24 protein-coding genes and 1 tRNA gene are annotated in these 21,991 nt (G+C 68.3%); 18 read left to right on the plus strand and 7 right to left on the minus strand.

Annotation, left to right across the window (positions count from 1 at the left end; all coding sequences use genetic code 11):
• Positions 1 to 34 precede the first annotated feature (34 nt).
• Positions 35 to 1,228: a pyridoxal phosphate-dependent aminotransferase gene (locus ACFWUU_RS20020; RefSeq protein ID WP_170989985.1), complete on the minus strand. Its 1,194-nt coding sequence runs from the start codon at positions 1,226 to 1,228 to the stop codon at positions 35 to 37.
• A 268-nt stretch (positions 1,229 to 1,496) separates the two neighbouring features.
• Here ACFWUU_RS20020 and ACFWUU_RS20025 point away from each other — a divergent pair.
• The 5 genes from ACFWUU_RS20025 to rplA all read left to right on the plus strand — a co-directional run bounded on the left by ACFWUU_RS20025 (position 1,497) and on the right by rplA (position 4,345).
• Positions 1,497 to 1,569 (plus strand) — tRNA-Trp (locus tag ACFWUU_RS20025).
• 55 nt (positions 1,570 to 1,624) lie between these two features.
• Positions 1,625 to 1,867, plus strand: coding sequence for a preprotein translocase subunit SecE (gene secE / locus ACFWUU_RS20030; protein ID WP_134107100.1), 243 nt, complete (start codon positions 1,625 to 1,627; stop codon positions 1,865 to 1,867).
• A 352-nt stretch (positions 1,868 to 2,219) separates the two neighbouring features.
• Complete coding sequence (nusG, locus tag ACFWUU_RS20035) at positions 2,220 to 3,101, plus strand: transcription termination/antitermination protein NusG (RefSeq protein WP_380179037.1); 882 nt, start codon at positions 2,220 to 2,222, stop codon at positions 3,099 to 3,101.
• Between the two features lie 12 nt (positions 3,102 to 3,113).
• A complete protein-coding gene (gene rplK / locus ACFWUU_RS20040) occupies positions 3,114 to 3,545 on the plus strand; it encodes a 50S ribosomal protein L11 (protein WP_137258615.1) in 432 nt (143 codons plus the stop codon).
• Between the two features lie 77 nt (positions 3,546 to 3,622).
• Entirely contained in the window at positions 3,623 to 4,345 is a 723-nt protein-coding gene (gene rplA / locus ACFWUU_RS20045) for a 50S ribosomal protein L1 (protein ID WP_137258616.1), read from the plus strand.
• A 54-nt stretch (positions 4,346 to 4,399) separates the two neighbouring features.
• Here the strand turns inward: rplA and ACFWUU_RS20050 are convergent, their stop codons facing one another.
• Both ACFWUU_RS20050 and ACFWUU_RS20055 read right to left on the minus strand, forming a co-directional pair.
• Positions 4,400 to 5,239 carry a methionyl-tRNA formyltransferase gene (locus ACFWUU_RS20050; protein ID WP_380177250.1) on the minus strand — a complete coding sequence of 280 codons (840 nt, stop codon included), beginning with the start codon at positions 5,237 to 5,239 and terminating at the stop codon, positions 4,400 to 4,402.
• Positions 5,236 to 6,273 (minus strand): alpha-hydroxy acid oxidase, encoded by a 1,038-nt coding sequence (locus ACFWUU_RS20055; protein WP_380177251.1) that lies wholly within the window; start codon positions 6,271 to 6,273, stop codon positions 5,236 to 5,238. The genes ACFWUU_RS20050 and ACFWUU_RS20055 overlap by 4 nt, the downstream gene beginning before the upstream one ends.
• A 226-nt stretch (positions 6,274 to 6,499) precedes the next feature.
• Between ACFWUU_RS20055 and ACFWUU_RS20060 the strand changes: the two genes are divergently transcribed.
• Positions 6,500 to 7,621, plus strand: a complete 1,122-nt coding sequence (locus ACFWUU_RS20060) for a hypothetical protein (RefSeq protein WP_380177252.1) — start codon at positions 6,500 to 6,502, stop codon at positions 7,619 to 7,621.
• Here the strand turns inward: ACFWUU_RS20060 and ACFWUU_RS20065 are convergent.
• A complete protein-coding gene (locus ACFWUU_RS20065) occupies positions 7,608 to 8,117 on the minus strand; it encodes a hypothetical protein (RefSeq protein WP_137258620.1) in 510 nt (169 codons plus the stop codon). The two genes, ACFWUU_RS20060 and ACFWUU_RS20065, sit on opposite strands and share 14 nt — an antisense overlap.
• A 165-nt stretch (positions 8,118 to 8,282) precedes the next feature.
• Between ACFWUU_RS20065 and ACFWUU_RS20070 the strand changes: the two genes are divergently transcribed.
• The 3 genes from ACFWUU_RS20070 to ACFWUU_RS20080 are packed head-to-tail and all read left to right on the plus strand — an operon-like array spanning position 8,283 to position 10,898.
• The gene (locus ACFWUU_RS20070; RefSeq protein ID WP_380177253.1) at positions 8,283 to 9,560 is read left to right on the plus strand and encodes a sensor histidine kinase; all 1,278 of its coding nucleotides are present in this window, start codon (positions 8,283 to 8,285) and stop codon (positions 9,558 to 9,560) included.
• Positions 9,553 to 10,206, plus strand: coding sequence for a response regulator (locus ACFWUU_RS20075; protein WP_380177254.1), 654 nt, complete (start codon positions 9,553 to 9,555; stop codon positions 10,204 to 10,206). The genes ACFWUU_RS20070 and ACFWUU_RS20075 overlap by 8 nt, the downstream gene beginning before the upstream one ends.
• Positions 10,206 to 10,898, plus strand: coding sequence for a DUF4097 family beta strand repeat-containing protein (locus ACFWUU_RS20080; protein WP_380177255.1), 693 nt, complete (start codon positions 10,206 to 10,208; stop codon positions 10,896 to 10,898). The genes ACFWUU_RS20075 and ACFWUU_RS20080 overlap by 1 nt, the downstream gene beginning before the upstream one ends.
• Here the strand turns inward: ACFWUU_RS20080 and ACFWUU_RS20085 are convergent, their stop codons facing one another.
• The 3 genes from ACFWUU_RS20085 to ACFWUU_RS20095 are packed head-to-tail and all read right to left on the minus strand — an operon-like array spanning position 10,899 to position 14,439.
• Complete coding sequence (locus ACFWUU_RS20085; RefSeq protein WP_380177256.1) at positions 10,899 to 11,531, minus strand: bifunctional 4-hydroxy-2-oxoglutarate aldolase/2-dehydro-3-deoxy-phosphogluconate aldolase; 633 nt, start codon at positions 11,529 to 11,531, stop codon at positions 10,899 to 10,901.
• A gap of 12 nt (positions 11,532 to 11,543) precedes the next feature.
• A complete protein-coding gene (locus ACFWUU_RS20090) occupies positions 11,544 to 13,133 on the minus strand; it encodes an amidohydrolase family protein (RefSeq protein ID WP_380177257.1) in 1,590 nt (529 codons plus the stop codon).
• A 1-nt stretch (position 13,134) separates the two neighbouring features.
• The gene (locus ACFWUU_RS20095; protein WP_380177258.1) at positions 13,135 to 14,439 is read right to left on the minus strand and encodes an amino acid deaminase; all 1,305 of its coding nucleotides are present in this window, start codon (positions 14,437 to 14,439) and stop codon (positions 13,135 to 13,137) included.
• A gap of 129 nt (positions 14,440 to 14,568) precedes the next feature.
• Between ACFWUU_RS20095 and ACFWUU_RS20100 the strand changes: the two genes are divergently transcribed.
• From ACFWUU_RS20100 to ACFWUU_RS20140, 9 genes are all read left to right on the plus strand, one after another.
• Positions 14,569 to 15,543: a sugar kinase gene (locus ACFWUU_RS20100; RefSeq protein WP_380177259.1), complete on the plus strand. Its 975-nt coding sequence runs from the start codon at positions 14,569 to 14,571 to the stop codon at positions 15,541 to 15,543.
• A complete protein-coding gene (locus tag ACFWUU_RS20105; protein WP_380177260.1) occupies positions 15,540 to 16,274 on the plus strand; it encodes an IclR family transcriptional regulator in 735 nt (244 codons plus the stop codon). The genes ACFWUU_RS20100 and ACFWUU_RS20105 overlap by 4 nt, the downstream gene beginning before the upstream one ends.
• 13 nt (positions 16,275 to 16,287) lie before the next feature.
• Positions 16,288 to 16,692: a RidA family protein gene (locus ACFWUU_RS20110; RefSeq protein WP_380177261.1), complete on the plus strand. Its 405-nt coding sequence runs from the start codon at positions 16,288 to 16,290 to the stop codon at positions 16,690 to 16,692.
• Between the two features lie 81 nt (positions 16,693 to 16,773).
• Complete coding sequence (locus ACFWUU_RS20115) at positions 16,774 to 17,583, plus strand: IclR family transcriptional regulator (RefSeq protein ID WP_202878004.1); 810 nt, start codon at positions 16,774 to 16,776, stop codon at positions 17,581 to 17,583.
• On the plus strand, positions 17,583 to 18,761 hold the full coding sequence (locus ACFWUU_RS20120) for an MFS transporter (protein WP_137258630.1): 1,179 nt from the start codon (positions 17,583 to 17,585) through the stop codon (positions 18,759 to 18,761). Before ACFWUU_RS20115 ends, ACFWUU_RS20120 begins: the two co-directional genes overlap by 1 nt.
• A gap of 208 nt (positions 18,762 to 18,969) precedes the next feature.
• Entirely contained in the window at positions 18,970 to 19,590 is a 621-nt protein-coding gene (rplJ, locus tag ACFWUU_RS20125) for a 50S ribosomal protein L10 (RefSeq protein WP_137258631.1), read from the plus strand.
• A 67-nt stretch (positions 19,591 to 19,657) separates the two neighbouring features.
• Positions 19,658 to 20,047, plus strand: coding sequence for a 50S ribosomal protein L7/L12 (gene rplL / locus ACFWUU_RS20130; RefSeq protein ID WP_137258632.1), 390 nt, complete (start codon positions 19,658 to 19,660; stop codon positions 20,045 to 20,047).
• Positions 20,048 to 20,269: 222 nt separating this feature from the next.
• Positions 20,270 to 21,217 carry an ABC transporter ATP-binding protein gene (locus ACFWUU_RS20135; protein ID WP_137258633.1) on the plus strand — a complete coding sequence of 316 codons (948 nt, stop codon included), beginning with the start codon at positions 20,270 to 20,272 and terminating at the stop codon, positions 21,215 to 21,217.
• Positions 21,214 to 21,987 carry an ABC transporter permease gene (locus ACFWUU_RS20140; protein ID WP_137258634.1) on the plus strand — a complete coding sequence of 258 codons (774 nt, stop codon included), beginning with the start codon at positions 21,214 to 21,216 and terminating at the stop codon, positions 21,985 to 21,987. The genes ACFWUU_RS20135 and ACFWUU_RS20140 overlap by 4 nt, the downstream gene beginning before the upstream one ends.
• Positions 21,988 to 21,991: the final 4 nt, after the last annotated feature.

Below are 21,991 nucleotides of genomic sequence, written 5' to 3' on the forward strand. Positions count from 1 at the left end.
GTTACCGAGGCCCTACCCGCACGGCGAAATCCAGTCAGCCCAGAAGCTTGGCGATCCGGCTCAGCCCCTCGACCAGGTCGTCGTCCCCGAGCGCGTACGACAGCCGCAGGTACCCCGGCGCGCCGAACGCCTCACCCGGCACAACCGCCACCTCGACCTCGTCCAGGATCAGGTCGGCCAGCTCAGCCGAAGAACCAGCCGTCCGCCCGTTGATCTCCTTGCCGAGCACGCCCTTGACCGATGGATACGCGTAGAACGCACCGGTCGGCTCCGGGCACTCGACGCCGGGGATCTCGTTGAGCATCCGGACCATGGTCCGTCGACGGCGATCAAACGCCTTCTTCATCTCGTCGACCGCGCTCAGGTCGCCGGACACCGCCGCAAGAGCGGCCCGCTGGGCAACGTTGCAGACGTTCGAGGTCTGGTGCGACTGCAGGTTGGTCGCCGCCTTGATCACGTCCTTCGGGCCGATCATCCAGCCGACGCGCCAGCCCGTCATCGCATACGTCTTGGCGACACCGTTGAGTACGACGGTCTTGTCGGCCAGCTCCGGCACCACGACCGGGATCGAGGTCGAGCGCGCATCGCCGTACGTCAGGTGCTCGTAGATCTCGTCGGTGATCACCCACAGGTCGTGCTCGAGCGCCCAGCGGCCGATCGCCTCGATCGTCTCCGGGCTGTCGACCGCGCCGGTCGGGTTCGACGGCGAGCAGAACAGCAGAGCCTTGGTCCGCGGGGTCCGGGCCGCCTCGAGCTGCTCGACAGTGACGGAGTAGTTCTGCGACTCGTCCGCGAACACCTCCACCGGCACACCGCCCGCCAGCCGGATGGTCTCCGGGTACGTCGTCCAGTACGGCGCGGGCAGCAGCACCTCGTCACCCGGGTCGAGCAGCGTCGCGAACGCGTTGTACACCGCGTGCTTGCCGCCGTTCGTGACCAGGACCTGGGCCGCCTCGATCTCGTAGCCGGAGTCCCGCTTGGTCTTCACCGCGATCGCCTGCTTCAGCTCCGGCAGGCCGCCGGCCGGGCTGTACCGGTGGTTCTTCGGATCCCGCGCCGCTTCGACCGCCGCTTCCACGATGTAGTCCGGCGTCGGGAAGTCCGGCTCGCCCGCGCCGAACCCGATGACCGGGCGTCCGGCCGCCTTGAGTGCCTTCGCCTTGGCGTCGACCGCCAGCGTCGCTGATTCACTGATGGCGCCGATCCGCGCCGAGATCCTGGAACCCATGGCCTCCATCCTGGCACCACGGCGTCCGGCGGTGCCCGCCGATTTCACTGGACGGTCCCGGGAACACGCCAGGGGTGTGGTCCGTTGGGACCGGGTAGAGGCTGTATGGTTCTGACCGCGGTGCGGCGCCCGGCAGGGGGTCGTGCGGGCAAGGGCCTCAGTTCGACCAGGTGGCTCAGACCCCGTACACTCTTCTAGTCCGGGCGTTGGTGGCCCTGATCCGGCATGCCTGAGATCAGGTCCGACGCGGCGTCCGGATGGATTGCAGAGGGCACTAGCTCAACTGGCAGAGCATCGGTCTCCAAAACCGAAGGTTGGGGGTTCAAGTCCCTCGTGCCCTGCAAATCCTGACCGGCGCAGGGCCGGTCAGGCCGCCGCTAGCGAAAGAGGTAGGTCGTGACGGAGACGCGCACCCCGGCACCGTCCGGCGCCGGCAAGCCTGCGGAAGGCAAGCAGCGCCGTGGACTGGTGCGCTTCTACCGCGAGGTGGTCGCCGAGCTCCGCAAGGTCGTCTGGCCGACGCGCAAGCAGCTCTCCACCTACTTCGTGGTCGTGCTGACCTTCGTGGTGTTCGTCATCGCGATCGTCTCGGTCCTCGACCTCGCCTTCGGCTGGGCGATGTTCAAGATCTTCGGCTGAGGTTCGCCGAACGACCTACCGCAGGCCCCGGGCCCCGGCCCGACCGGAAGCAGACAAGACCCCGAACCAGATGACGGAGTACGACGTGTCCGAGCGCGACGACGAGGTCCTCGAGTACGAGGACGAGTTCGACGTATCCGACTCCGACGAACTCGAGCTGGACTTCGACGAGAACGCCACCGATGACGACCTGTTCGGTGACGACGATGATGATGCCGACGACCCGTTCGCGGACCTCGACGCTGACGACGATGACGAGGACGTGGATGTGGAAGAAGACGAGTACTCCGCCGATGACGAGGCGGAGGTGCCCCCGGCGGACGCCGACACCTCCGACGACGAGCCGGTAGTCGTGGTTGCGGCCGCCGATGAGGCCGAGGACGCCGAGGTGGTGACCGAGGAGGACGTCGAGGACGCCGCCGAGGAACTGGCCGAGGAGACCGCCGAGACCGCCCCGGAGACCACTGTCGAGCAGCCTGCTGCGCCCGACGAGGTGGTCTTCTCCAGCGGTGAGGACGAGGCCGACGACGACGCCGACACCGACGCGCTGGCGGCAGCCGCCGCCGCTGCGGACGACGACGAGGCCGAGGAAGAGGCCGAGCCGGAGGAGCCGGGCGACCCGCTCGAGGAGCTGCGCAGCCGGCTCCGCTCCCAGATCGGCGACTGGTACGTCGTGCACACGTACTCAGGGATGGAGAACCGGGTCAAGGGCAACCTGGAGAACCGGATCAACTCCCTGAACATGGAGGACTACATCTTCGAGATCATCGTGCCGACCGAAGAGGTCGCCGAGATCAAGAACGGTCAGCGCCGGATGGTCAAGCGCACCGTCCTCCCCGGCTACGTGCTGGTCCGGATGGACCTGACCGACGAGTCCTGGTCGACCGTGCGGCACACGCCGTCGGTGACCGGCTTCGTCGGGAACAGCCAGAAGCCGGTCCCGCTCAGCCTCGAAGAGGTTGAGAAGATGCTCGCTCCGGCCGTCGTGGCGGCGGCCGAGGCGGCGGCAGCCGAAGCCGGTGCCGCACCCGCCAAGACCGCGGCGAAGAAGAAGGTCGAGGTTGCCGACTTCGGTGTCGGTGACTCGGTCATGGTGGTCGACGGGCCGTTCGCGACCCTGCACGCCACAGTCACGGAGATCAATGCCGAGGCCCAGCGGATCAAGGCCCTGGTGGAGATCTTCGGCCGGGAGACCCCGGTGGAACTCAGCTTCAACCAGATCCAGAAAGTCTAAGGACCCGACAGAATGCCTCCGAAGAAGAAGATTGCCGCACTCGTCAAGGTGCAGCTCCAGGCCGGTGCTGCGACGCCGGCGCCGCCGGTCGGTACCGCGCTCGGTCCGCACGGCGTCAACATCATGGAGTTCTGCAAGGCGTACAACGCCCAGACGGAGTCCATGCGCGGAAACGTCGTACCGGTCGAGATCACGATCTACGAAGACCGATCCTTCACGTTCATCACCAAGACGCCGCCGGCGCCTGAGATGATCAAGAAGGCCGCCGGGCTGCAGAAGGGCTCCGCCGTTCCGCAGCGCGACAAGGTCGGCAAGATCACCAAGGACCAGGTCCGCGAGATCGCGACCACCAAGATGCCGGACCTCAACGCCCGCGACATCGACGCTGCCATGAAGATCATCGAGGGTACGGCGCGCTCCATGGGCGTCACCATCGACGGCTGACCGGCACCAACTTTCAGTACGCAGTAGTGGCAGGGCGAAGCGCCGCCCGGAGACCACACCCCAGAGAGGAACAGTAAATGGCACAGCGCAGCAAGGCTTACCGCGCCGCCGCGGAGAAGATCGACTTCGATCACCTGTACACGCCGCTCGAGGCGATCCGGCTGGCCAAGGAGGCCGCCGGCAGCAAGAAGTTCAACTCGACCGTGGACGTCGCGATGCGTCTCGGGGTCGACCCTCGCAAGGCCGACCAGATGGTGCGCGGCACCGTCAACCTTCCGCACGGTACTGGCAAGACGGCACGGGTCCTCGTCTTCGCCACCGGTGAGAAGGCCGAGCAGGCGAAGGCCGCCGGCGCCGACTTCGTCGGCGACGACGACATGATCAAGAAGGTGACCGACGGCTGGCTCGACTTCGACGCCGTCGTCGCGACCCCTGACCTGATGGGCAAGGTCGGCCGGCTCGGCCGGGTCCTCGGCCCGCGTGGTCTGATGCCGAACCCGAAGACCGGCACGGTCACTCCGGACGTGGTGAAGGCCGTGAACGACATCAAGGGCGGCAAGATCGAGTTCCGGGTCGACCGGCACGCGAACCTGCACTTCATCATCGGCAAGGCGTCGTTCGACGAGGCCCAGCTGGTGGAGAACTACAGCGCCGCGCTCGACGAGATCCTCCGGCTCAAGCCGGCCAGCTCGAAGGGTCGCTACATCAAGAAGACGGTCTTCTCGACCACGATGGGTCCGGGCGTCCAGGTTGACCCCAACCTGTCCCGCAACCTGGCCGAGGAGTCGGTCGAGGCCTGAGCCTCACCTCTTCACACTGATTGCCCCCGGGTTCTCCCGGGGGCTTTCTGTTTGTCAGCCCCGGGTCAGTCGGAGGGCGTGGTCGGCCGTCTGCACGGTCCAGCCGTCGTCGTGGCGCTCGACCACCGTGCCCGGGGCGGCATCCGTCGCCGCAGAGGACAAGTCGGTGCGAGTGATCAGGTGCGTGGCGCCGTCCAGGTCGGCCTGGGCGCTGGCAGACGTGACGTTGAGGGCCGCGCATTTGCGCCGGATGACTCGGGACGGCTCGGTCAGGTCCAGGAGCCGTTCGGCGTCGGTGAAGAACGGCGCCTCGGAGGCCAGAGCAGGGTCTTGCGGCTCACCAGGATCGCCGGCCACCAGACGCGGGACGGCCTCGGCGAGGCATTCGCGCAGTAGCGTGCCCCACGACTGCATCAGTCCGGTGCCGTTCAGATCCTCGGGCAGCGGTGCGATCCGCTGGGCGAGGATCGCGCCGGTGTCGAACTCCGATGCGGTCCGATGCACCGTCGCCCCGACCCGCTCGTCACCTTCGTAGATCAGTCGCTGCGGGGTCGGCCCACGCCCCGCGGGCAGCGGCGACGGGTGGCAGTTGATCGCGCCGTACTTCGGGATCTCGAGGATCTCGTCCGGGATCAGCCGGGGGAACGCGGCGGAGATGACGACGTCGGGCTGGAGTGCGGCGATCACCGGGGCGGCGACGGCGCGGAGCTTGCGGGTGATCAGGACGTTCGTGTCGTCCGGCAGACCGGCGACCATCGGGTCGGCCGCGCCGTACCTGCCGGTCTCGGGCAGCGTCACCACCAGGACGAGTTCGTGCCCGTTCTGTTCGGCGAAATCGTGCACGAGCCGGAAGCCGGGCAGGAACGCGTTCAGGCCAACGATCCGCAACGTCATCTCCTGAGGGTGACAAGGTCGGGGGTCAGCGATGACGGCGTCGGTTGGCCGACCAGGCGCAGGGTGTGGTCGAGCTCTTCGCTCAGCTCGGTGATCAGTCGCGTCACACCGGCCGAGGAGTCGACGGTCAGAGCCCAGAGCGCGGGCCGGCCGACGAAGACTGCTCGGGCGCCGAGGGCCAAGGCAGCGAGGATGTGTTCGCCGCGACGGATCCCGCCGTCGACGTACAGCTCGACTCCGGTGCCGGCGACGGCTTCGGCGACCTCGGGCAGGGCCTGGGCGGTCGGGATCGAGGCGTCCAACTGACGGCCGCCGTGGTTCGAGACGATGATTCCGGCAGCGCCCGCGTCCGCGCAGCGTTTCGCGTCGTCGCCGCGGAGTACGCCCTTCACCACCACGGGCAGGCCGGTTCGCTCGGCCAGCCAGCCGATCACGTCGGGGTTCAGGTCGTCGGCCTTGTCGAGGTCGTCGTCGGTCCACTCGCCGTCGGGCAGGTTGGCCAGGAACTGGCCGGGTTTTGCCAGGTCCCAGACCGTCTCGCCGTCGTCTTCCTTCCGGCCGACCACGGGCGTGTCGACGGTGAGTACGACGGCTCGCGCGCCGGCTTCGACCGCGGCGTCGAGCATCCGGCGGGTGATCTCGCGGTTCCGCAGGATGTAGATCTGCAGCCACCACGGCACCCCGGTTGCCCCGAGCTCGGCGAACGTCGTACCTGCGTTGCTGGAGACCCCGAGCAGCGACCTCGCCGCGCCGACGCCGCGCGCCATCGCGAGCTCGCCGTCCGGGTCGGCCATCCGGTGCATCGTGGACGGCGAGACCAGGATCGGTGCGTCGACGGGTACGCCGAGGATCGTCGTACTGAGTTCGATCGCGGACACGTCGTTCAGCACGTGCGGGCGGAAGCGGTATGCCGACCACGCCGCGGTCGCCTCGCCGACGCTGACGCCGCCCGCGGAGCCTTGCCGGAAGTAGCGGTGCACGGCCTCGGGCAGCTTCTCGGCGGCGGCAGCTTCCAGGGTGTCGATCCATCGCATGCGGCCCATCGTCGCACTCGTACCGATCGGGATCAGATGAATATCGCGGGCACGGCTGGTGTGCGGGCGGTACAGTTGACGGCATGACGCAGTACGGGCAGCGGTTTCTGCGCCCCGGCCGGCACGACGGTGCCGACGGGGTGAGCTGCTGCTGCGCTCTCTCCTGAGGTGACCGCGGCCGACCGGGGTGGACCCCCGTCGAGACCGTCATCCTGGAGAGAAACTCATGTCTGTCCTCACCGTTGAAGAACTGCACGCTGCCCTCGCGCTCCGCGACCTCACCGATCCTGCGCAGGGACCACACGCCGTCCAGCTGATCGTCGACTCGATCCGTACGTCGCTGGGCGCCGCCTGGCCGTACACCGAGATCTGGACCCGGCGCGACCATCCCGTCGTGCCGCTGGCCGACAACTACGACAACCTCGGCTACGCGACCGACGCGGTCACCCGTGAGGCCCGCTACACGCGCTACGTCTCGGACACCGAGGTACTGCGAAGTCACACGTCCGCGATGATCCCGCCCGCGCTGCGTGAGCTGGCGAAATCCGACGCATCCGATGTGCTGATGATCTGTGCGGGCATCTGCTACCGCCGGGACTCGGTCGACTGGCAGCACACCGGGACCCCGCACCAGCTCGACCTGTGGCGGATCAGCCGCAACGTCACGCTGGGGGAGCCGGAGCTGGAGGAAATGATCGCCCGCCTGGTCGACACGATCCTCCCCGGCCAGACCTACCGCACTGTGCCGGCCGTACACCCGTACACGATCCACGGCCGTCAGATCGACGTCCTGCTGGACGATCAGTGGATCGAGATCGGTGAGTGCGGGGTCGCGGCGCCGCACGTACTGCGGATGGCCGGTCTGGACGAGAGCTGGACCGGCCTCGCGATGGGGCCTGGCCTCGACCGGCTGTTGATGCTCCGCAAGGGCATCCGCGACATTCGCCTGCTCAGGTCGACGGAGCCGCGGGTGGCGAGTCAGATGCTGGATCTCTTGCCGTACAAGCCGGTCTCGTCCATGCCGCCGGTGCGACGAGACCTGTCCGTCGTGGTCGGTGCGTCAGCGGATGTGTCGGCGGAGGTGCTCGGCGACAAGGTCCGCGCCGCGCTGGGCCCGGATGCCGATGCAGCGGAGTCGCTGGAGGTGCTGGGCGAAACGTCGTACGACGACTTGCCGACGGCTGCCCGCGAACGCCTCCAGCTCACGCCAGGTCAGCGGAATCTGCTGGTCAGGCTCGTCCTCCGACCGGTCGACCGCACACTGACCGACGCTGAGGCCAACTCCCTGCGGGACAAGGTGTATCGGGCGCTGCACGAGGGGCCGGTGATGGAGCTCATCGCGTCTTGAGCTCGCGGGCCGCGACCACGAACGCGCACACGGCCAGGGGCAGCTCCAGCAGCAGTGCCTCGGTCAGCGAGAGGGTACGGTCGAAGCCGGCGGACGCAGTACTCACGTCGAACCACGCGTCGGCCGTCAGCAGGGTCCCGGCAGCCATCGCGGTCAGAGCGGCGTACCTGTTGCGTTTGTGCAGCAGGTACGCCGTGAGCCCCGCGGCGATCGCGGTGCCGCAGTCGAGCCCGATCCAGGTGAGCTTCCAATGGCCCGCCTGGTAGGTGCTCGGCAGCGTGGCCGCGAGGATCAGGCACCACGGTAGGAGTACCGCGGCGACGCCGGCGGCAACCAGCACGGCCAGACCTTGGGGGGACCGGCGTGGGCGGATCCGGCCGTCCAGCCGGCCCTCGGCGATGTAGTCCTCGAGAGCATCCGCGACTCGGTCGTCGATCGCGTCGCCGAGCCTGCCGTCCAGGGCGTCAGAAGGCTTCGTGTCCAGTGTCGTCGTCATGGCTTCGAGCATCCCGTCGGCGGTCGTCGCGCACAGTCCGGTCAGCCCACGAACCGGGGTGGGGATAACCCCCGGTCAGGTTCGTGGGCTGTCCTCATGCCGGCCGCCCGCCCCGACGACGTAAGTTGTGACGGCAAGCAGGCGCTGAGACGGGGAGGTGTTCCGGTGACGGTTGCTGCGAACCCGGTTCCCTGGGCTCCGTGGCGGCTCTGGCGTTCGCCGTACTTGTGGTTGGCAACGATCCATCTGCTCGGCGACGCGGTGGTCGTGCTCACCTCCGGCCTGCTGGTCCTGCTGACGGTCGCGGCCGCCTTGCTGGCCTGGCCGCTCGCGTACGTCGGGATCCCGTTGACGGTCGGCGCGAACCGGTTCGTGTACGTGGTGGCCGGCTGGGAGCGGGCGCGGGCCCGGATCACCCGCGGGCAGACGATCCCGCCGCTGATCCCGCCGCCGGCGGCCGGATCGCGGATCGCCGACGCGAGGCTCGCGGTGACCGACCAGGGGATGTGGCGGCAGTTCCTGTACTACGTGCTGCTGTTGCCGCTGGCAATCGTCTGGTTCGTGCTGATCGTGCTCGTCTGGTCGGTGCCGCCGGTGCTGATCGCGTTGCCGGCGTACTACAACAAGTTCGCCGCGTCGCAGGCGCAGCTCGGGCCGTTCGTGATCGACTCGGTCAAGTCCGCCACTGTGGTGGCGATCGTGGCGGCGTTGTTCCTGCTGGTGGCTTCGCCGTTGCTGATGCGGGCGGCATCGACCCTGGACGCCGAGCTCGCGCGGGTCCTGCTCGGCCGGTCCGAGACCGGTGCGTTGTCGGAGCGCGTCACGCAGCTGGTGACGAGCCGGCAGCAGGTGGTCGACTCGGTCGAGGCGGAGCGGCGACGGATGGAGCGCGACCTGCACGACGGCGCCCAGCAGCGGCTCGTCTCGCTGGCGATGACCCTCGGGCGCGCGAAGAACCGCCTCGGGGACAAGGAGCCGGCCGTACGGACGTTGATCGAGGAGGCGCACTCGGAGGCGATGCAGGCGATCGCCGAGATCCGCGATCTGACCCGAGGACTGCACCCGCCGGTGCTGAGCGATCGCGGTCTGGACGCGGCATTGTCCGCGGTCGCGGCCCGTTCGCCGGTGCCTGTCCGGCTGAGTGTCGACGTACAGCCACGGCCGTCGCTGACGATCGAGTCGATCGCGTACTTCGTGGTGACGGAGGCGCTCGCCAACGTGGCCAAGCATGCAGAGGCGGCACAGGCGGAGGTGCAGGTGACACGGGTCGGCGACGTACTGCGGGTGGAGGTGCGCGACGACGGACAAGGTGGCGCCGATCCGGCCGGCGGCAGCGGATTGCGCGGGCTGACGGACCGGGTGGCCGGCGTGGACGGACGACTCACGGTGGACAGCCCGCCCGGTGGCGGGACCACGCTGATCGCGGAGGTGCCCTGTGGCTGAGCTACGGGTGGTGATCGCTGAGGACTCGGTGCTGCTGCGTGAGGGCATCGTGCGGCTGCTGGAGGAGCAGGACTGCACGGTGGTCGCGGCGGTCGGGGACGGCGACGCATTGCTGAAGGCTGTCGAGGCGCATCGGCCGGACGTGTGCGTGGTCGACGTACGGATGCCGCCGACGTTCACCGACGAAGGCCTGCGCGCGGCGTTGGTGATCCGCGAGCAGTACGCGGACGTTGGCGTACTGGTGCTCTCGCAGTACGTCGAGGAGCGGTACGCGAGCGAGCTGATCGGTGGGAACCCAGGTGGCGTCGGGTACTTGCTGAAGGACCGGGTCGCCGATGTGGATCAGTTCATCGACGGACTGCGCCGGGTCGCCGGCGGTGGCGCGGCGCTGGACCCGGAGGTGATCTCGCAGCTGCTGGTGCGTTCGCGGCGGGTCGATCCGCTGGCAGTGCTGAGCCCACGGGAACAGGACGTTCTCCGCGCGATGGCGGAGGGTAAGTCGAACGGCGGGATCGCACAGGCGCTGGTCGTGGGTGAAGGCGCCGTCGAGAAGCACATCAGCAACATCTTCCTGAAGCTCAACCTCACGCCGACCGACGGCGAGCATCGCCGCGTGCTGGCTGTCCTCAAGTTCCTGGACACCTGATGACGAGCGCGCAGCGGAAGATGCTGATCATCGGACTGGTTCCGGTGCTGGTGCTCGTGATCACCGGGGCCGCCCTGACGGTGTCGATGATCCGCGGCAAGTTGCCGTACAGCTACTCGGCTGCGTTCGCGCCGGGACCCGCCGGGGTACGGATCACCGCCGGGGTGTCGACACAGGTACTGAACAGCGTCGACGGCAAGGTGCACGTGAACGTCGACGGGAACTATGCCATCGCCAAGCCGGACGTGAAGGTCTCCACCGTCGGCGGTCAGTTGGTCGTCGAGAGCCGGTGCCCGGATACGCACTGCTCGGTGGACCTGACGGTGGAGGTGCCGGCGGCTGCGGCAGTCCAGGCGAAGGTCGAGGGATCGTCCGTCAACGTGGTGGGGGTGTCGTCGCCGCTGAACCTGGCCGTCTCCGACGGGTCGGCGGACCTGGTGCGGGTCCGGAGTTCGCGGGTGTCGGTGGATGTCCAGCGGGGGTCGGCCACGCTGAGCTTCGACAACCCGCCCGACCAGGTGTCGGCGACCACGAGCGATGGTTCGCTCACGGTGCAGGTGCCGCCCGGTGCGGCGTACGCGATCGACGCGGTCGCCGCCCAAGGCTCCACTGATCTGCAGGTCCCGACCGATCCCGCTGCCAACCGCCACCTCTACCTGCGGTCCAGCTACGGCAGCATCACCGTGCAGTAGCTAGAGGGCGGCGCAGAACGTCTTGGCCTTGGTGGTGATCGAGGACCAGTTGGCGGCGGCCACGTCGGCAGGGGAGACCACGTCGGTGCCGGCGCTGACGGCGAGGGCGCCGCCGGCGAGGAAGTCGTGTGCGTTGGTGGCGTTGACGCCGCCGGACGGGATCAGCGGTACGCCGGGGAACGGGCCGTTGAGGTCCTTGAAGTACTTCGGGCCGAGGTGATGCGCGGGGAAGATCTTCACCGCGGTCGAGCCGAGCGCCAGCGCGGTCATCACCTCGGACGGCGTGAACGCGCCCAGTACGACGGGGATCCCCGCGGCGCGCGCTGCGTCGGCGATCGCGGCGGCCTCGAGACCTTGGCCGGGTGTGACGAGGAACTGGGCGCCGGCGTTGATCGCCTGAGTCGCCTGGTCAGCGGTCTGCACGGTGCCCGCGCCGACGACCGCTCCGGTCTCCGCAGCGGTGGACGCGGCGCGTTCCAGGTGCCGGGGGAGGTCGGGGGTGGTGTAGGTGAGCTCGACGACATGGATGCCGCCGGCAACCAGTGCGGCGCAGAGGTCGCGGGCGTCGGAGATCTCCGGGGCGCGGACGACGGTCAGCACCCGGTCGGCTCGAAGCAGCTCCAAGGTGTTCACGACAGGTTCCTCTCAGCTGGTGGTACGGCGAATGGCGTGGCCGGGACGGGTGGTCGTTCGGTGCGAGTCGTCGATGACGGCGGTGCCGTTGACGAAGACGTACGGGATGCCCTCGGCCTGCTGGCGGGGCTCGGGGAACGTGGCCGCGTCCCGGATCTTGTCCGGGTCGAACAGGACCAGGTCCGCGGCGTACCCCTCGCGGACCAGCCCTCGATCGGGCAGGCGGAGCCGACGGGCGGGACGGCCGGTGAGGTGGTGGATGCAGTCGGCGAGTTCGAGGACGCCGAGCTCACGGACGTAATGGGCGAGGTAGCGGGGGAACGTGCCCCACGAGCGCGGGTGAGGTTTGCCACCGACCAGGATCCCGTCAGAACCGCCCGTGTGCGACGGGTGCTGCATGATCGCGCGGACGTTCTCCTCGTGACCGACGTGCTGCAGGATCGACGTGGCGAGGTCGTCGCCGATCAGGAGGTCGAAGAAGATGTCGGCAGCGGGAGTGCCGGACCGCGCCGAAAGCTCGGCGATCGTGCTCCCGACGGCATCGGACAGCAGCGGGTTGCGGACGCCGCCGATCTCGATCGTGTCCCACTCGACGACGCAGCCGTGGCAGCCGTCCGAGCCGACCTGCTCGAGCTCGTAGGTGATCCGTGCGCGCGCCTCCGGATCGCGGAGCCGGCCCAGCAACGCGTCCAGCCCGCCCTCGGCCGTCCAGCTGGGCAGGATGGCCGCCAGGGTGGTTGCCCCAGGCAAGTATGGATAGGTGTCGGTGGTGAGGTCGACCCCGGTCGCGAGTGCCTCGTCGATCATCGCGACGAGTTCGACCCCGCGGCCGGCGTTCGGCGCGAAGTTCATCACCGCATGGGTGAGGTGCAGCGCGCAGCCGGAACGGCGTGCCACGTCGACCATCTCGGCGTACGCCTCGAGGGCGCCCTTGCCGTACGAGCGCTGGTGCGGGGCGTAGTACCCGCCGTACTGCGCGATGACCTCGCAGAGCGCGACGAGCTCGTCGGTGTCGGCGAACATGCCGGGTGTGTACGTCAGCCCGCTGCTCATCCCGACCGCGCCGTCGCGCAATCCGTCGGCGAGCAGCCGCTTCATCTCTTCGAGCTCGGCCGACGTCGCCGGACGGTTGGAGGTGCCAACGACCATCATCCGCAGCGTGCCCTGCGGGACCAGGTAGGCCGCGTTGCAGGCGACGCCCTGGTCGAGGCGATCGAGGTACCCGGCGACGGTCGACCAGCTGAAGTCGAAGTCGTCCGGCTCACCGTTCCAGCCGGCGATCTGACGACGTACGACGGCCCGCGTCGGATCGTCGATCGGGGCGAACGAGAGCCCGTCCTGGCCGAGCACCTCCAGCGTGACACCCTGACTGACCTTCGCGGTGTGGTCGGGGTTCACCAGGATCTGCAGATCGGAATGCGAATGCATGTCGATGAACCCGGGCGACAGCACGAGCCCGTCGGCATCGATCCTCCGATCCGCGCCCGGCAGGTCGTTGCCGATGGCCACGATCTTCCCGGCGTCGACCGCGACGTCGGCGTGATACCCGGGGGAGCCGGAGCCGTCGATGACCAGCGCCCCCGTGATGAGCAGGTCCGTCATGTCAGAAGAACGTCCGGACCAGGTCGACGATGACGGGATCGGCGGCGTCCGGGTCGTCGATGACCGGGATCAGGCCCCACTTGTCGAACGCCGTACACGGGTGGGAGAGGCCGACGCGGAGTTCGTCCCCGATCACCACGTCCTGCTCGTCGCCGAAGTGCAGGAAGCCGTGCTGGTCGTTCAGGTTGGTGACCGTCATCCCGGTGGCCGGCAGGATCGGCGAACCCTCGGACCGCGGCCGGATCAGCTGCGGCTCGGGCCAGTCCTGGTCGAACGGGAAGTCGCGCCGCCCGCCGTCGAAGATCGCCAGCCCCGGCTCGGGCTGGGAGGTGATCCGCATCCAGCCGTGCATCGCCGAGACGAGCTGCTCGCCATCCGTCCGCGGGTGCTCGCCGAGCGGAGAGACCCGGCGGTACAGCCCGTCGTCGTGGGTGATGTACGCGCCGGACCGCAGTACGACCCGGGCGCCGTCGCCGGCCTCGGAGGCGAGAACCTTCGCGACCTGCTCGAAGTACTGGCTCCCGCCTGCGCTGACGATGGGGACGACGTCCGCGTCGTATACACCCTTGAGTCGGTGGTGGACCGTGGCCAGGTCACGCAGGTAGGCGCGGACCTCCTCGAGGTTGGCCTCGTCGACGCCATGCCCGATCGCACCTTCGTACCCGGCCACACCCACGAGCCGCAGCGTCGAGGCGTCGGCGATCGCGTGACCGACAGCAAGAGCGGTCTCGGCGTCGCGGGCACCGGTCCGGCCGCCGATGCCGCCGACCTCGACCATCACGTCGAGCGGGCGCGCGTCGGGACCGACGTACGCCGATCGCGCTGCCTCCATGATCTCGACCGTGCGGATCGAGTCCGCCCACACCATCACCTCGAACGACGGGTCGGCCGCGAGCTCGTCCGCGATCCAGCGGAGCTGCAGCGGGGAGATCACCGCGTTCGCGATCAGCACCCGCTGTACGCCGAACGCGCGGGCGACGCCGAGCTGGAAGCCGTTGGCGAGCGTGATCGCCCAGGCGCCGGAGTCCAGCTGCATCGCCCAGAGCGCGGGCGCCATCGTGGTCTTGCCATGCGGCGCGAGCTCGACGCCGTGGCGCTTGCACCAAGTGTCGAGCGTGTCCACGTTGTGCCGCAGGCCGGGCGCGGACAACGTCATCAGCGGGGTGGGCAGCTGGGAGAGCGGTGGCCGGTCGGCGACGATCTCGGCAACGGTCCGGCCCCAGAAGGCGGGCGGGAGGGCCTTGTCCTGCCAGCTGACCTGCTGGTCAGCAAGAGCGGCGACGGCGGCGGCATCGTAAGCAGGCATCTGATCCCCTGGGGTCGAAGTTGCAGAATACGCAACGTTCATTGCGTATTCTGACTCGTCGGTTGTAGCATCGCGGCCAAAGTTGCGTCAACGCACCCCATCCCATCACCCCGCCGCCAAGGAGTGCCGATGCCCGAACCGCTCCCTGAGACGGCCGCCGTCTGCATCGGCGAGGCGATGATCATGCTCGCCGGCGGACCGGGGCCGCTCGCGGACGTCGAGGTGTTCCGGCGGTCGGTCGGCGGAGCGGAGTGCAACGTGGCCGGCGGGCTTGCCGCGCTCGGTGTTCCGACGGCGTGGATCTCGCGCCTGGGGGATGACGGGTTCGGTCAGCACGTACTGCGGGACCTGGAGAAGCGGGGCGTCGACGTCGGGGGTGTGGAGGTCGATGCGGTCCGGCCGACAGCCTTGTACGTGAAGGAGTCGGAGGACGGTCGGTCGCGGATGCACTACTACCGCACCGGCTCGGCGGCTGCTGCTATGGACCCGGCGTTTCTGGACCGGCCCGCGGTGCGCGACAGGCTCGGGCAGGCGCGGCTGGTGCACACCACCGGTATCACTGCGGCGATCTCTGAGAGCAGTGCGCAGATGCTGGAGCGGCTGGCGACGGAGCCGCGGTCGTTCCAGCTGAGCGTGGACCTGAACTGGCGGCCGGTGCTGTGGCGGGACAAGGATCCGGCGCCGCTGTGGCGGTTGCTGAAGGCGGCTGACATCGTGCTGATCGGGGCGGATGAGGCAGAGGTCTTCGCCGGGACTGCCAACCCGGACGAACTCTATGAGCGCCTGGGCGCACGCACTCTGGTCCTGAAGGACGATGCGCACACTGCGATGGTGCTCGAGCCGGACGGCCGCACCGAGGTCCCAGCGCTGTCAGTAGACGTCGTGGAGACAGTGGGAGCGGGGGATGCGTTTGCGGCCGGATTCCTCACTGGCACGTTGCAAGGGCTTCCGATGGTGCAGCGGTTGCGGCTGGGTCATTTGACTGCGGCCGCTGTGCTGACGGCGCCCGAGGACCACGCGCCGCCGCCGGCGCCAGAGGTGCGCGAGCGGTTGCTGAACTGCACCGACGAGGAGTGGGCCGCCACGAAGATCGGTCCGGCATGAGTCAGAGCCTCGGTCGGGCGCTGCAGATCCTCACCAGTCTCGGCGAGGGTGAGCGGTCGCTGGATCAGCTCGCCGCCGAGCTATGTGTTCACAAGACCACGGTCCTGCGACTGCTGCGCACCATGGAGGCCGACCGGTTCGTACGCCGGGACGCCGCGCACCGCTACCGGCTGGGGTCGCGGCTGTTCGCTCTCGCGGACGTGGCGCGCGAGCAACACGTCGTACGGGAAGTTGCTGCGCCTCATCTGCGTGCGTTGAACCAGAAGACCGGCCAGACCGTCCATCTGGCTGCATGGGAGAACGGCGAGGTCATCTACGTCGACAAGCTCGACAGTGTGCGCTCGGTGCGCATGTACTCGCAGATCGGCGTACCGGCGGCGCTGCACTGCACAGCGGTCGGGAAGGTCCTGCTCGCCGCGCAGCCGAAGCGGCGGCGGGAGGCGTTGATCGAGTCGCTGGAGTATCACGAGTACACGCCGAACACGATCACTGACCCGGACCGGCTCCGGAACGAGCTGGACACGGTCAGCGAGCGTGGCTGGGCGCAGGACAAGGCGGAGCACGAGGCGTTCATCAACTGCATCGGTGCGCCGCTGAAGGACAGCACGGGCCGCGTTGTGGGGGCCGTGTCGCTGTCGGTTCCCGACGTACTGCTGAACTATGAGCAGGTGCTCGAACTGCTACCCGAGCTGCTCGCCACCGCCAACGCGATCAGTGCCGACTACAACTGAGAGGTCAGACCTGATGTCCGACAAGACCGTCGTCTCCACCACCGACGCGCCGCCGCCGATGCCCGTGTTCTCCCAGGGCGTCCGCAAGGGCAACATCCTGCAGGTGTCCGGCCAGGGCTCGGTCGACCCGGCCAGCGGCGAGTTCGTGTTCCACGGCGACGTGAAGGCACAGACCACCCGCGTGCTGCAGAACATCGAAGCGATCCTGAAGGCCGGCGGGGGGAGTATCGACGACGTGGTGATGCTGCGCGTCTACCTCACCGAGCGCGACAACTTCGCCGCGATGAACGAGGCGTACGCCGACTTCGTCTCGACCCGCACCCCGAGCGGCGTCCTGCCGTCCCGCACCACAGTCTTCACCGGCCTGCCGCTCCCCGACATGCTCGTCGAGATCGACGCCCTCGCCGTTCTCAGCTGACTCATCTCCGAAGCCCGGGCCGAGTGGTCCGGGCTTTGGAATGCCCGCGCGCTTTCCCGTATGGCGGGATATAGTTTCGCAATGCAGGAAACCCGGGGTTCGGTGCAGTCGATCGATCGGGCTGTGGCGATCCTACGGTGTTTCGACGCGCGTACTCCGGAGCTCGGGATCAGTGATCTGGCCCGGGCGACCGGCCTGTCGACGAGCACGGTGCATCGGCTGTTGCTGGCGATGCAGGAGAACGGGCTCGTCCGGCAGACGGCACACCGGCGGTACGCGATCGGTCCGCTGGTCGTGCAGCTCGCGCACAGCGGTGGGATTCCGGCCGGCCTGCGGGACGCTGCGATGCCAGTGCTCCGTGCACTCCGCGATGACACAGGGGAGACCGCGGCTGTGCACGAGCTGCTGCCGTCCGGGCAGCGCGTCGTACTGGACCAGGTCGAGAGTCACCACCAGCTGCGCCGTACCTACACGGAATTCGGGCTGCCGGTCGCGTTACCGCTCGGTGCGCCGGGGAAGTCGTTGCTCGCGTTCCTGCCGTTCGAGCAGCAGCAGGAGGTCCTGAAGGGCCCGCTCGAACGGGTGCAGCCGGCGACGATCACGGACCCCGACGTACTCGCCGAGCAGTTCGCGGACATCCGCCGGCGCGGGTACGCGATGTCGAGGACCGAGCGGACGGCAGGGATCTGCAGTGTGGCGGCGCCGGTGTTCGGCTACTCCGGGCAGGTCGCGGGTTGTCTGAGTGTGTCCGGCCCCGAGATGCGGATGCCGGTGGATCGGATGGAGGAGTTCGGGATGAGGGTCGTCGCGGGTGCCTGGTCGGTGTCGGAGTTGCTGGGTGCCACCCCGGCCGCACGGGACCGCAGTACGGCGCTGGCCGGCGGCCGGTGATGTCCCAAGCCAGGAGCCTCCTCAAGATCGCCCCCGCGGTCTATCTGCCTGCACTGCTGTACGGAATCGGTCAGGGTGCGATCGCGCCGGTCGTAGCGCTCTCGGCCACCCACCTGGGCGCCTCGGTAGCCGTTGCCGGACTGGTCGTCGCGGCAGCCGGACTGGGCCAGGTGATCGGCGACATCCCAGCCGGTGCTCTGACGAACCGCATCGGCGAACGCAGAGCGATGCTGGGTGCCACTGTCCTCGTCGCACTCGCACTAGCCGCCTGTCTGGTCGTGCAGAACGTCTGGGGACTGGCCATTGCTATCGGCTGCACCGGACTGGCCGGTGCGGTCTGGGGCCTTGCCAGGCAGGCATATCTCAGCGAGGCCGTGCCGATCGAGCTCCGCGCTCGCGCACTGTCCACGCTCGGCGGCGTACAGCGCATCGGCTCCTTCATCGGCCCGTTCCTCGGTGCTGGTGCGATGAAGTTCCTGGGGACGGACGGCGCGTACTGGGTGCACCTGATCGCCGCGTTGCTGGCGTGTGGAGTCCTGCTGAGCCTGCCCGACATCGAAGGCCGCACCCGCGGGAGCCGTCCGGTCGCCGCACAGTCGACCTGGGTCGTCATCCGCGACCACTTCCCGGTACTGCGGACTCTCGGCGTCGGCGCGCTACTCGTAGGCGCCGTTCGCGCGTCCCGCCAGGTGGTGATCCCGCTGTGGGCACTCCACATCGGACTGGATGCCCAGACGACCAGCATCATCTTCGGACTGTCCGGTGCGGTGGACATGCTGCTGTTCTATCCCGCCGGCTCGGTGATGGACCGGCTCGGCCGCAAGTGGGTCGCCGTACCGTCGATGTTCGTGCTGGGGTTCGCGCACCTCTTACTACCGCTCACGCACACCGCCGTCACGCTGACTCTGGTCGCGTTGCTGATGGGGATCGGGAACGGGCTGGGCGCCGGCGTGATCATGACGCTGGGTGCGGACGCGTCACCACCGGTCGGACGAGCCCAGTTCCTCGGGGCGTTCAGACTCTTCGCGGACACCGGGAACGGAGCCGGGCCGTTGCTGCTGGCGGGGGCGACGGCCGTGCTCGGGCTGGGGCCGGCGATCGTCATCATGGCGCTGACCGGCTGGGCCGCGGCGACCGCGATGCACCGCTGGATCCCGCCGCATCCACAACCGATTTGATAAACGGTGTGTGCAGCAGGCACACTGTCTACTGCCGAAGACCGCTGGTCGTTGCCCGCAAGGGTGACTGAAGGTCCCACTCAGGTGGGCGGCCCGCGCAGGTGACTTGGATAGTGAAGCATGTATGTTCACGCCCCTTGCGCCTGCGCAGGGGCGTTTCTCTTTGTTCAGGGGTCCTAGGCGTGGAAGCCGATAGAAGGAGACCCCCATGGCGAGGCCGGACAAGGCAGCCGCTGTCGCGGAGCTGACGGACGAGTTCCGTAGCTCCAACGGCGCCGTGCTGACCGAGTACCGCGGTCTCACCGTTGCGCAGCTCAAGCAATTGCGAGTCGCGCTCGGTGACGACGTGAACTACGCCGTGGTGAAGAACACGCTGACCAAGATCGCGGCCAAGGACGCAGGTGTCGACTCGTTCGACTCGCTGCTCGAAGGCCCCTCCGCGATCGCCTTTATCAAGGGCGACCCGGTGGTTGCGGCCAAGGGACTGCGTGACTTCGCCAAGGCGAACCCCCTGCTCGTCATCAAGGGTGGAGTGCTGGAAGGCAAGGCACTCGGCTCTGACGAGATCAGCAAGCTCGCTGACCTGGAGTCGCGTGAGGTCCTCCTCGCGAAGCTCGCAGGTGCGATGAAGGCGGCCCCGCAGCAAGCGGTGTCGCTGTTCGCTGCTCCGCTGTCGCAGGCCGCGCGCCTGTTCGCGGCGCTGCAGGACAAGCTGCCGGCCGAAGCCGCCCCTGTGCAGGACGCAGTGGCGGACGAGGCACCCGTGCAGGACACGGTCGAGGCACCTGCCGAGGCGAGCACCGAGGAGACCGCTTCAGCCGAAAGCTGAAGCAGATCTCATCCGCAACACCCCATCAGTGATCACCAAGCAACATTTGTCAGGAAGGACCGCCATCATGGCGAAGCTCAGCACCGAAGAGCTCCTCGGCCAGTTCAAGGAACTGACCCTGCTGGAGCTGTCGGAGTTCGTTAAGGCATTCGAGGAGGAGTTCGGCGTCACCGCCGCCGCCCCGGTTGCCGTTGCCGCCCCGGGTGCCCCGGCTGCCGGCGCGCCGGCCGAAGAGGCCGCCGAGCAGGACGAGTTCGACGTCGTTCTCGAGAGCGCCGGCGACAAGAAGATCCAGGTCATCAAGGAGGTGCGCGGTCTCACCAGCCTTGGGCTGAAGGAGGCCAAGGACCTCGTCGAGTCGGCCCCCAAGGCCGTCCTCGAGAAGGTCGACAAGGCTGCCGCGGAGAAGGCCAAGGAAGCCCTCGAGGGCGCCGGCGCCACCGTCACCCTGAAGTGACCTCAGTTACGTTCCGTCAAGGAGCGTAACGAATGTGTAGAGAAGGGCGGTCCCCGCAAGGGGGCCGCCCTTCTGCCATTACGTGATGGTTAGTATCGCAACCGCTTGACAGCTAGGGGTTACGAAAAAACGTACTCGTGCGTAACCTAGGCCACTGCTCCGTCGTTGGAACCGCGTACTCGTCGGTTCGGGGCAGCCAGAACATTCCCGTGAGGAGGGCCGGTGGGCGTAGAAGTCCGCGTCGAAGGTCTCACCAAGTCCTTCGGTAGCCAGCTGATCTGGGGCGACGTGTCCCTGACCCTGCCGGCCGGTGAGATCTGCGTGATGCTCGGCCCGTCCGGCACCGGTAAGTCGGTGTTCCTGAAGACGCTGATCGGGCTGCTCAAGCCCGACAAGGGGCATGTCTGGATCGAGGGCACCGACATCGCCACCTGCAGCGAGCGCGAGCTGTACGACATCCGGCGGCTGTTCGGCGTGCTCTTCCAGGACGGCGCGATGTTCGGCTCGATGAACCTGTACGACAACGTCGCGTTCCCGCTGCGCGAGCACACCAAGAAGTCCGAGTCCGACATCCGGTCCATCGTGATGGAGAAGATGGAGATGGTCGGCCTGGTCGGCGCCGAGCGGAAGCTGCCCGGCGAGATCTCCGGCGGGATGCGCAAGCGGGCCGGCCTGGCCCGCGCGCTGGTCCTCGACCCCGAGATCCTGCTCGTCGACGAGCCCGACTCCGGCCTCGACCCGGTGCGTACGTCGTTCCTGAACCAGGTGATGATCGATCTGAACGAGGCGTTCAGCCCGACGTTCCTGATCGTCACCCACGACGTGAACACCGCGCGGACCGTCCCGGACAACATCGGCATGCTGTACCACCGGCACCTGGCCATGTTCGGCCCGCGGGAGATGCTGCTGTCCAGCGAGGAGCCGGTGGTCCGCCAGTTCCTGAACGCGCAGATGGTCGGCCCGATCGGCATGTCCGAGGAGAAGGACGCCGAGGAGCTGGCCGCGGAGGCCGGCCAGGAGCTGCCGCCGCTGCCGCCGATCCCGATCCAGCAGCTGCCCAGCAGCGGCATGCTCCGCCCGACCCAGCGCGAGCCGGGTGAGTGGTGCCGCGAGAACGGCGTCACCCCGCCGCCAGGATCGTTCGAATCGAATGTGGTGGGCGCCAGGTGACTGTGAGCGCTACCGCCCCCCTGAAGCACGCAGGTTCGCTGTTCGCCTTCGCACTCGATACCGGCCGGGCCACGTTCCGCCGGCCGTTCCAGGTGAAGGAGTTCCTGCAGCAGGCCTGGTTCGTCGCGAGTGTGACGATCATCCCGACCGCGTTGGTCGCGATCCCGTTCGGCGCGGTGATCGCGCTCCAGGTCGGCGGATTGATCAAGCAGTTCGGCGCGCAGGCGTTCACCGGATCGGCCGCGGTGCTTGCCGTCGTACGGGAGGCGTCGCCGATCGCGACCGCGCTGCTGATCGCCGGGGCTGGTGGCTCGGCGATCTGTGCGGACCTCGGCTCGCGGAAGATCCGTGAAGAGCTCGACGCGATGATGGTGCTCGGCATCGACCCGATCCAGCGTCTCGTCGTACCGCGGGTGCTGGCGACGATGCTGGTCGCCTTCTTCCTGAACGGGTTCGTCAGTGTGGTCGGCGTGATGGGCGGTTACGTCTTCAACGTGGTCCTGCAGGACGGCACACCCGGTAGCTACATCGCCAGCTTCACCGCGCTCGCGCATCTGCCCGACCTGTGGCAGGGGCAGGCGAAGGCGCTGGTGTTCGGGTTCATCGCCGCGGTCGTCGCGGCGTACAAGGGTGTGAACGCGGGCGGCGGACCGAAGGGTGTCGGCGACGCGGTGAACCAGTCCGTCGTGATCACGTTCATGCTGCTGTTCGTCGCGAACTTCTCGATGACCGCGATCTACTTCCAGCTCGTCCCGCCGAAGGGGGCGTGACGTG

Origin of the sequence: Kribbella sp. NPDC058693 (genome assembly GCF_042715335.1) — a bacterium.
Lineage (GTDB): Bacteria > Actinomycetota > Actinomycetes > Propionibacteriales > Kribbellaceae > Kribbella > Kribbella jiaozuonensis.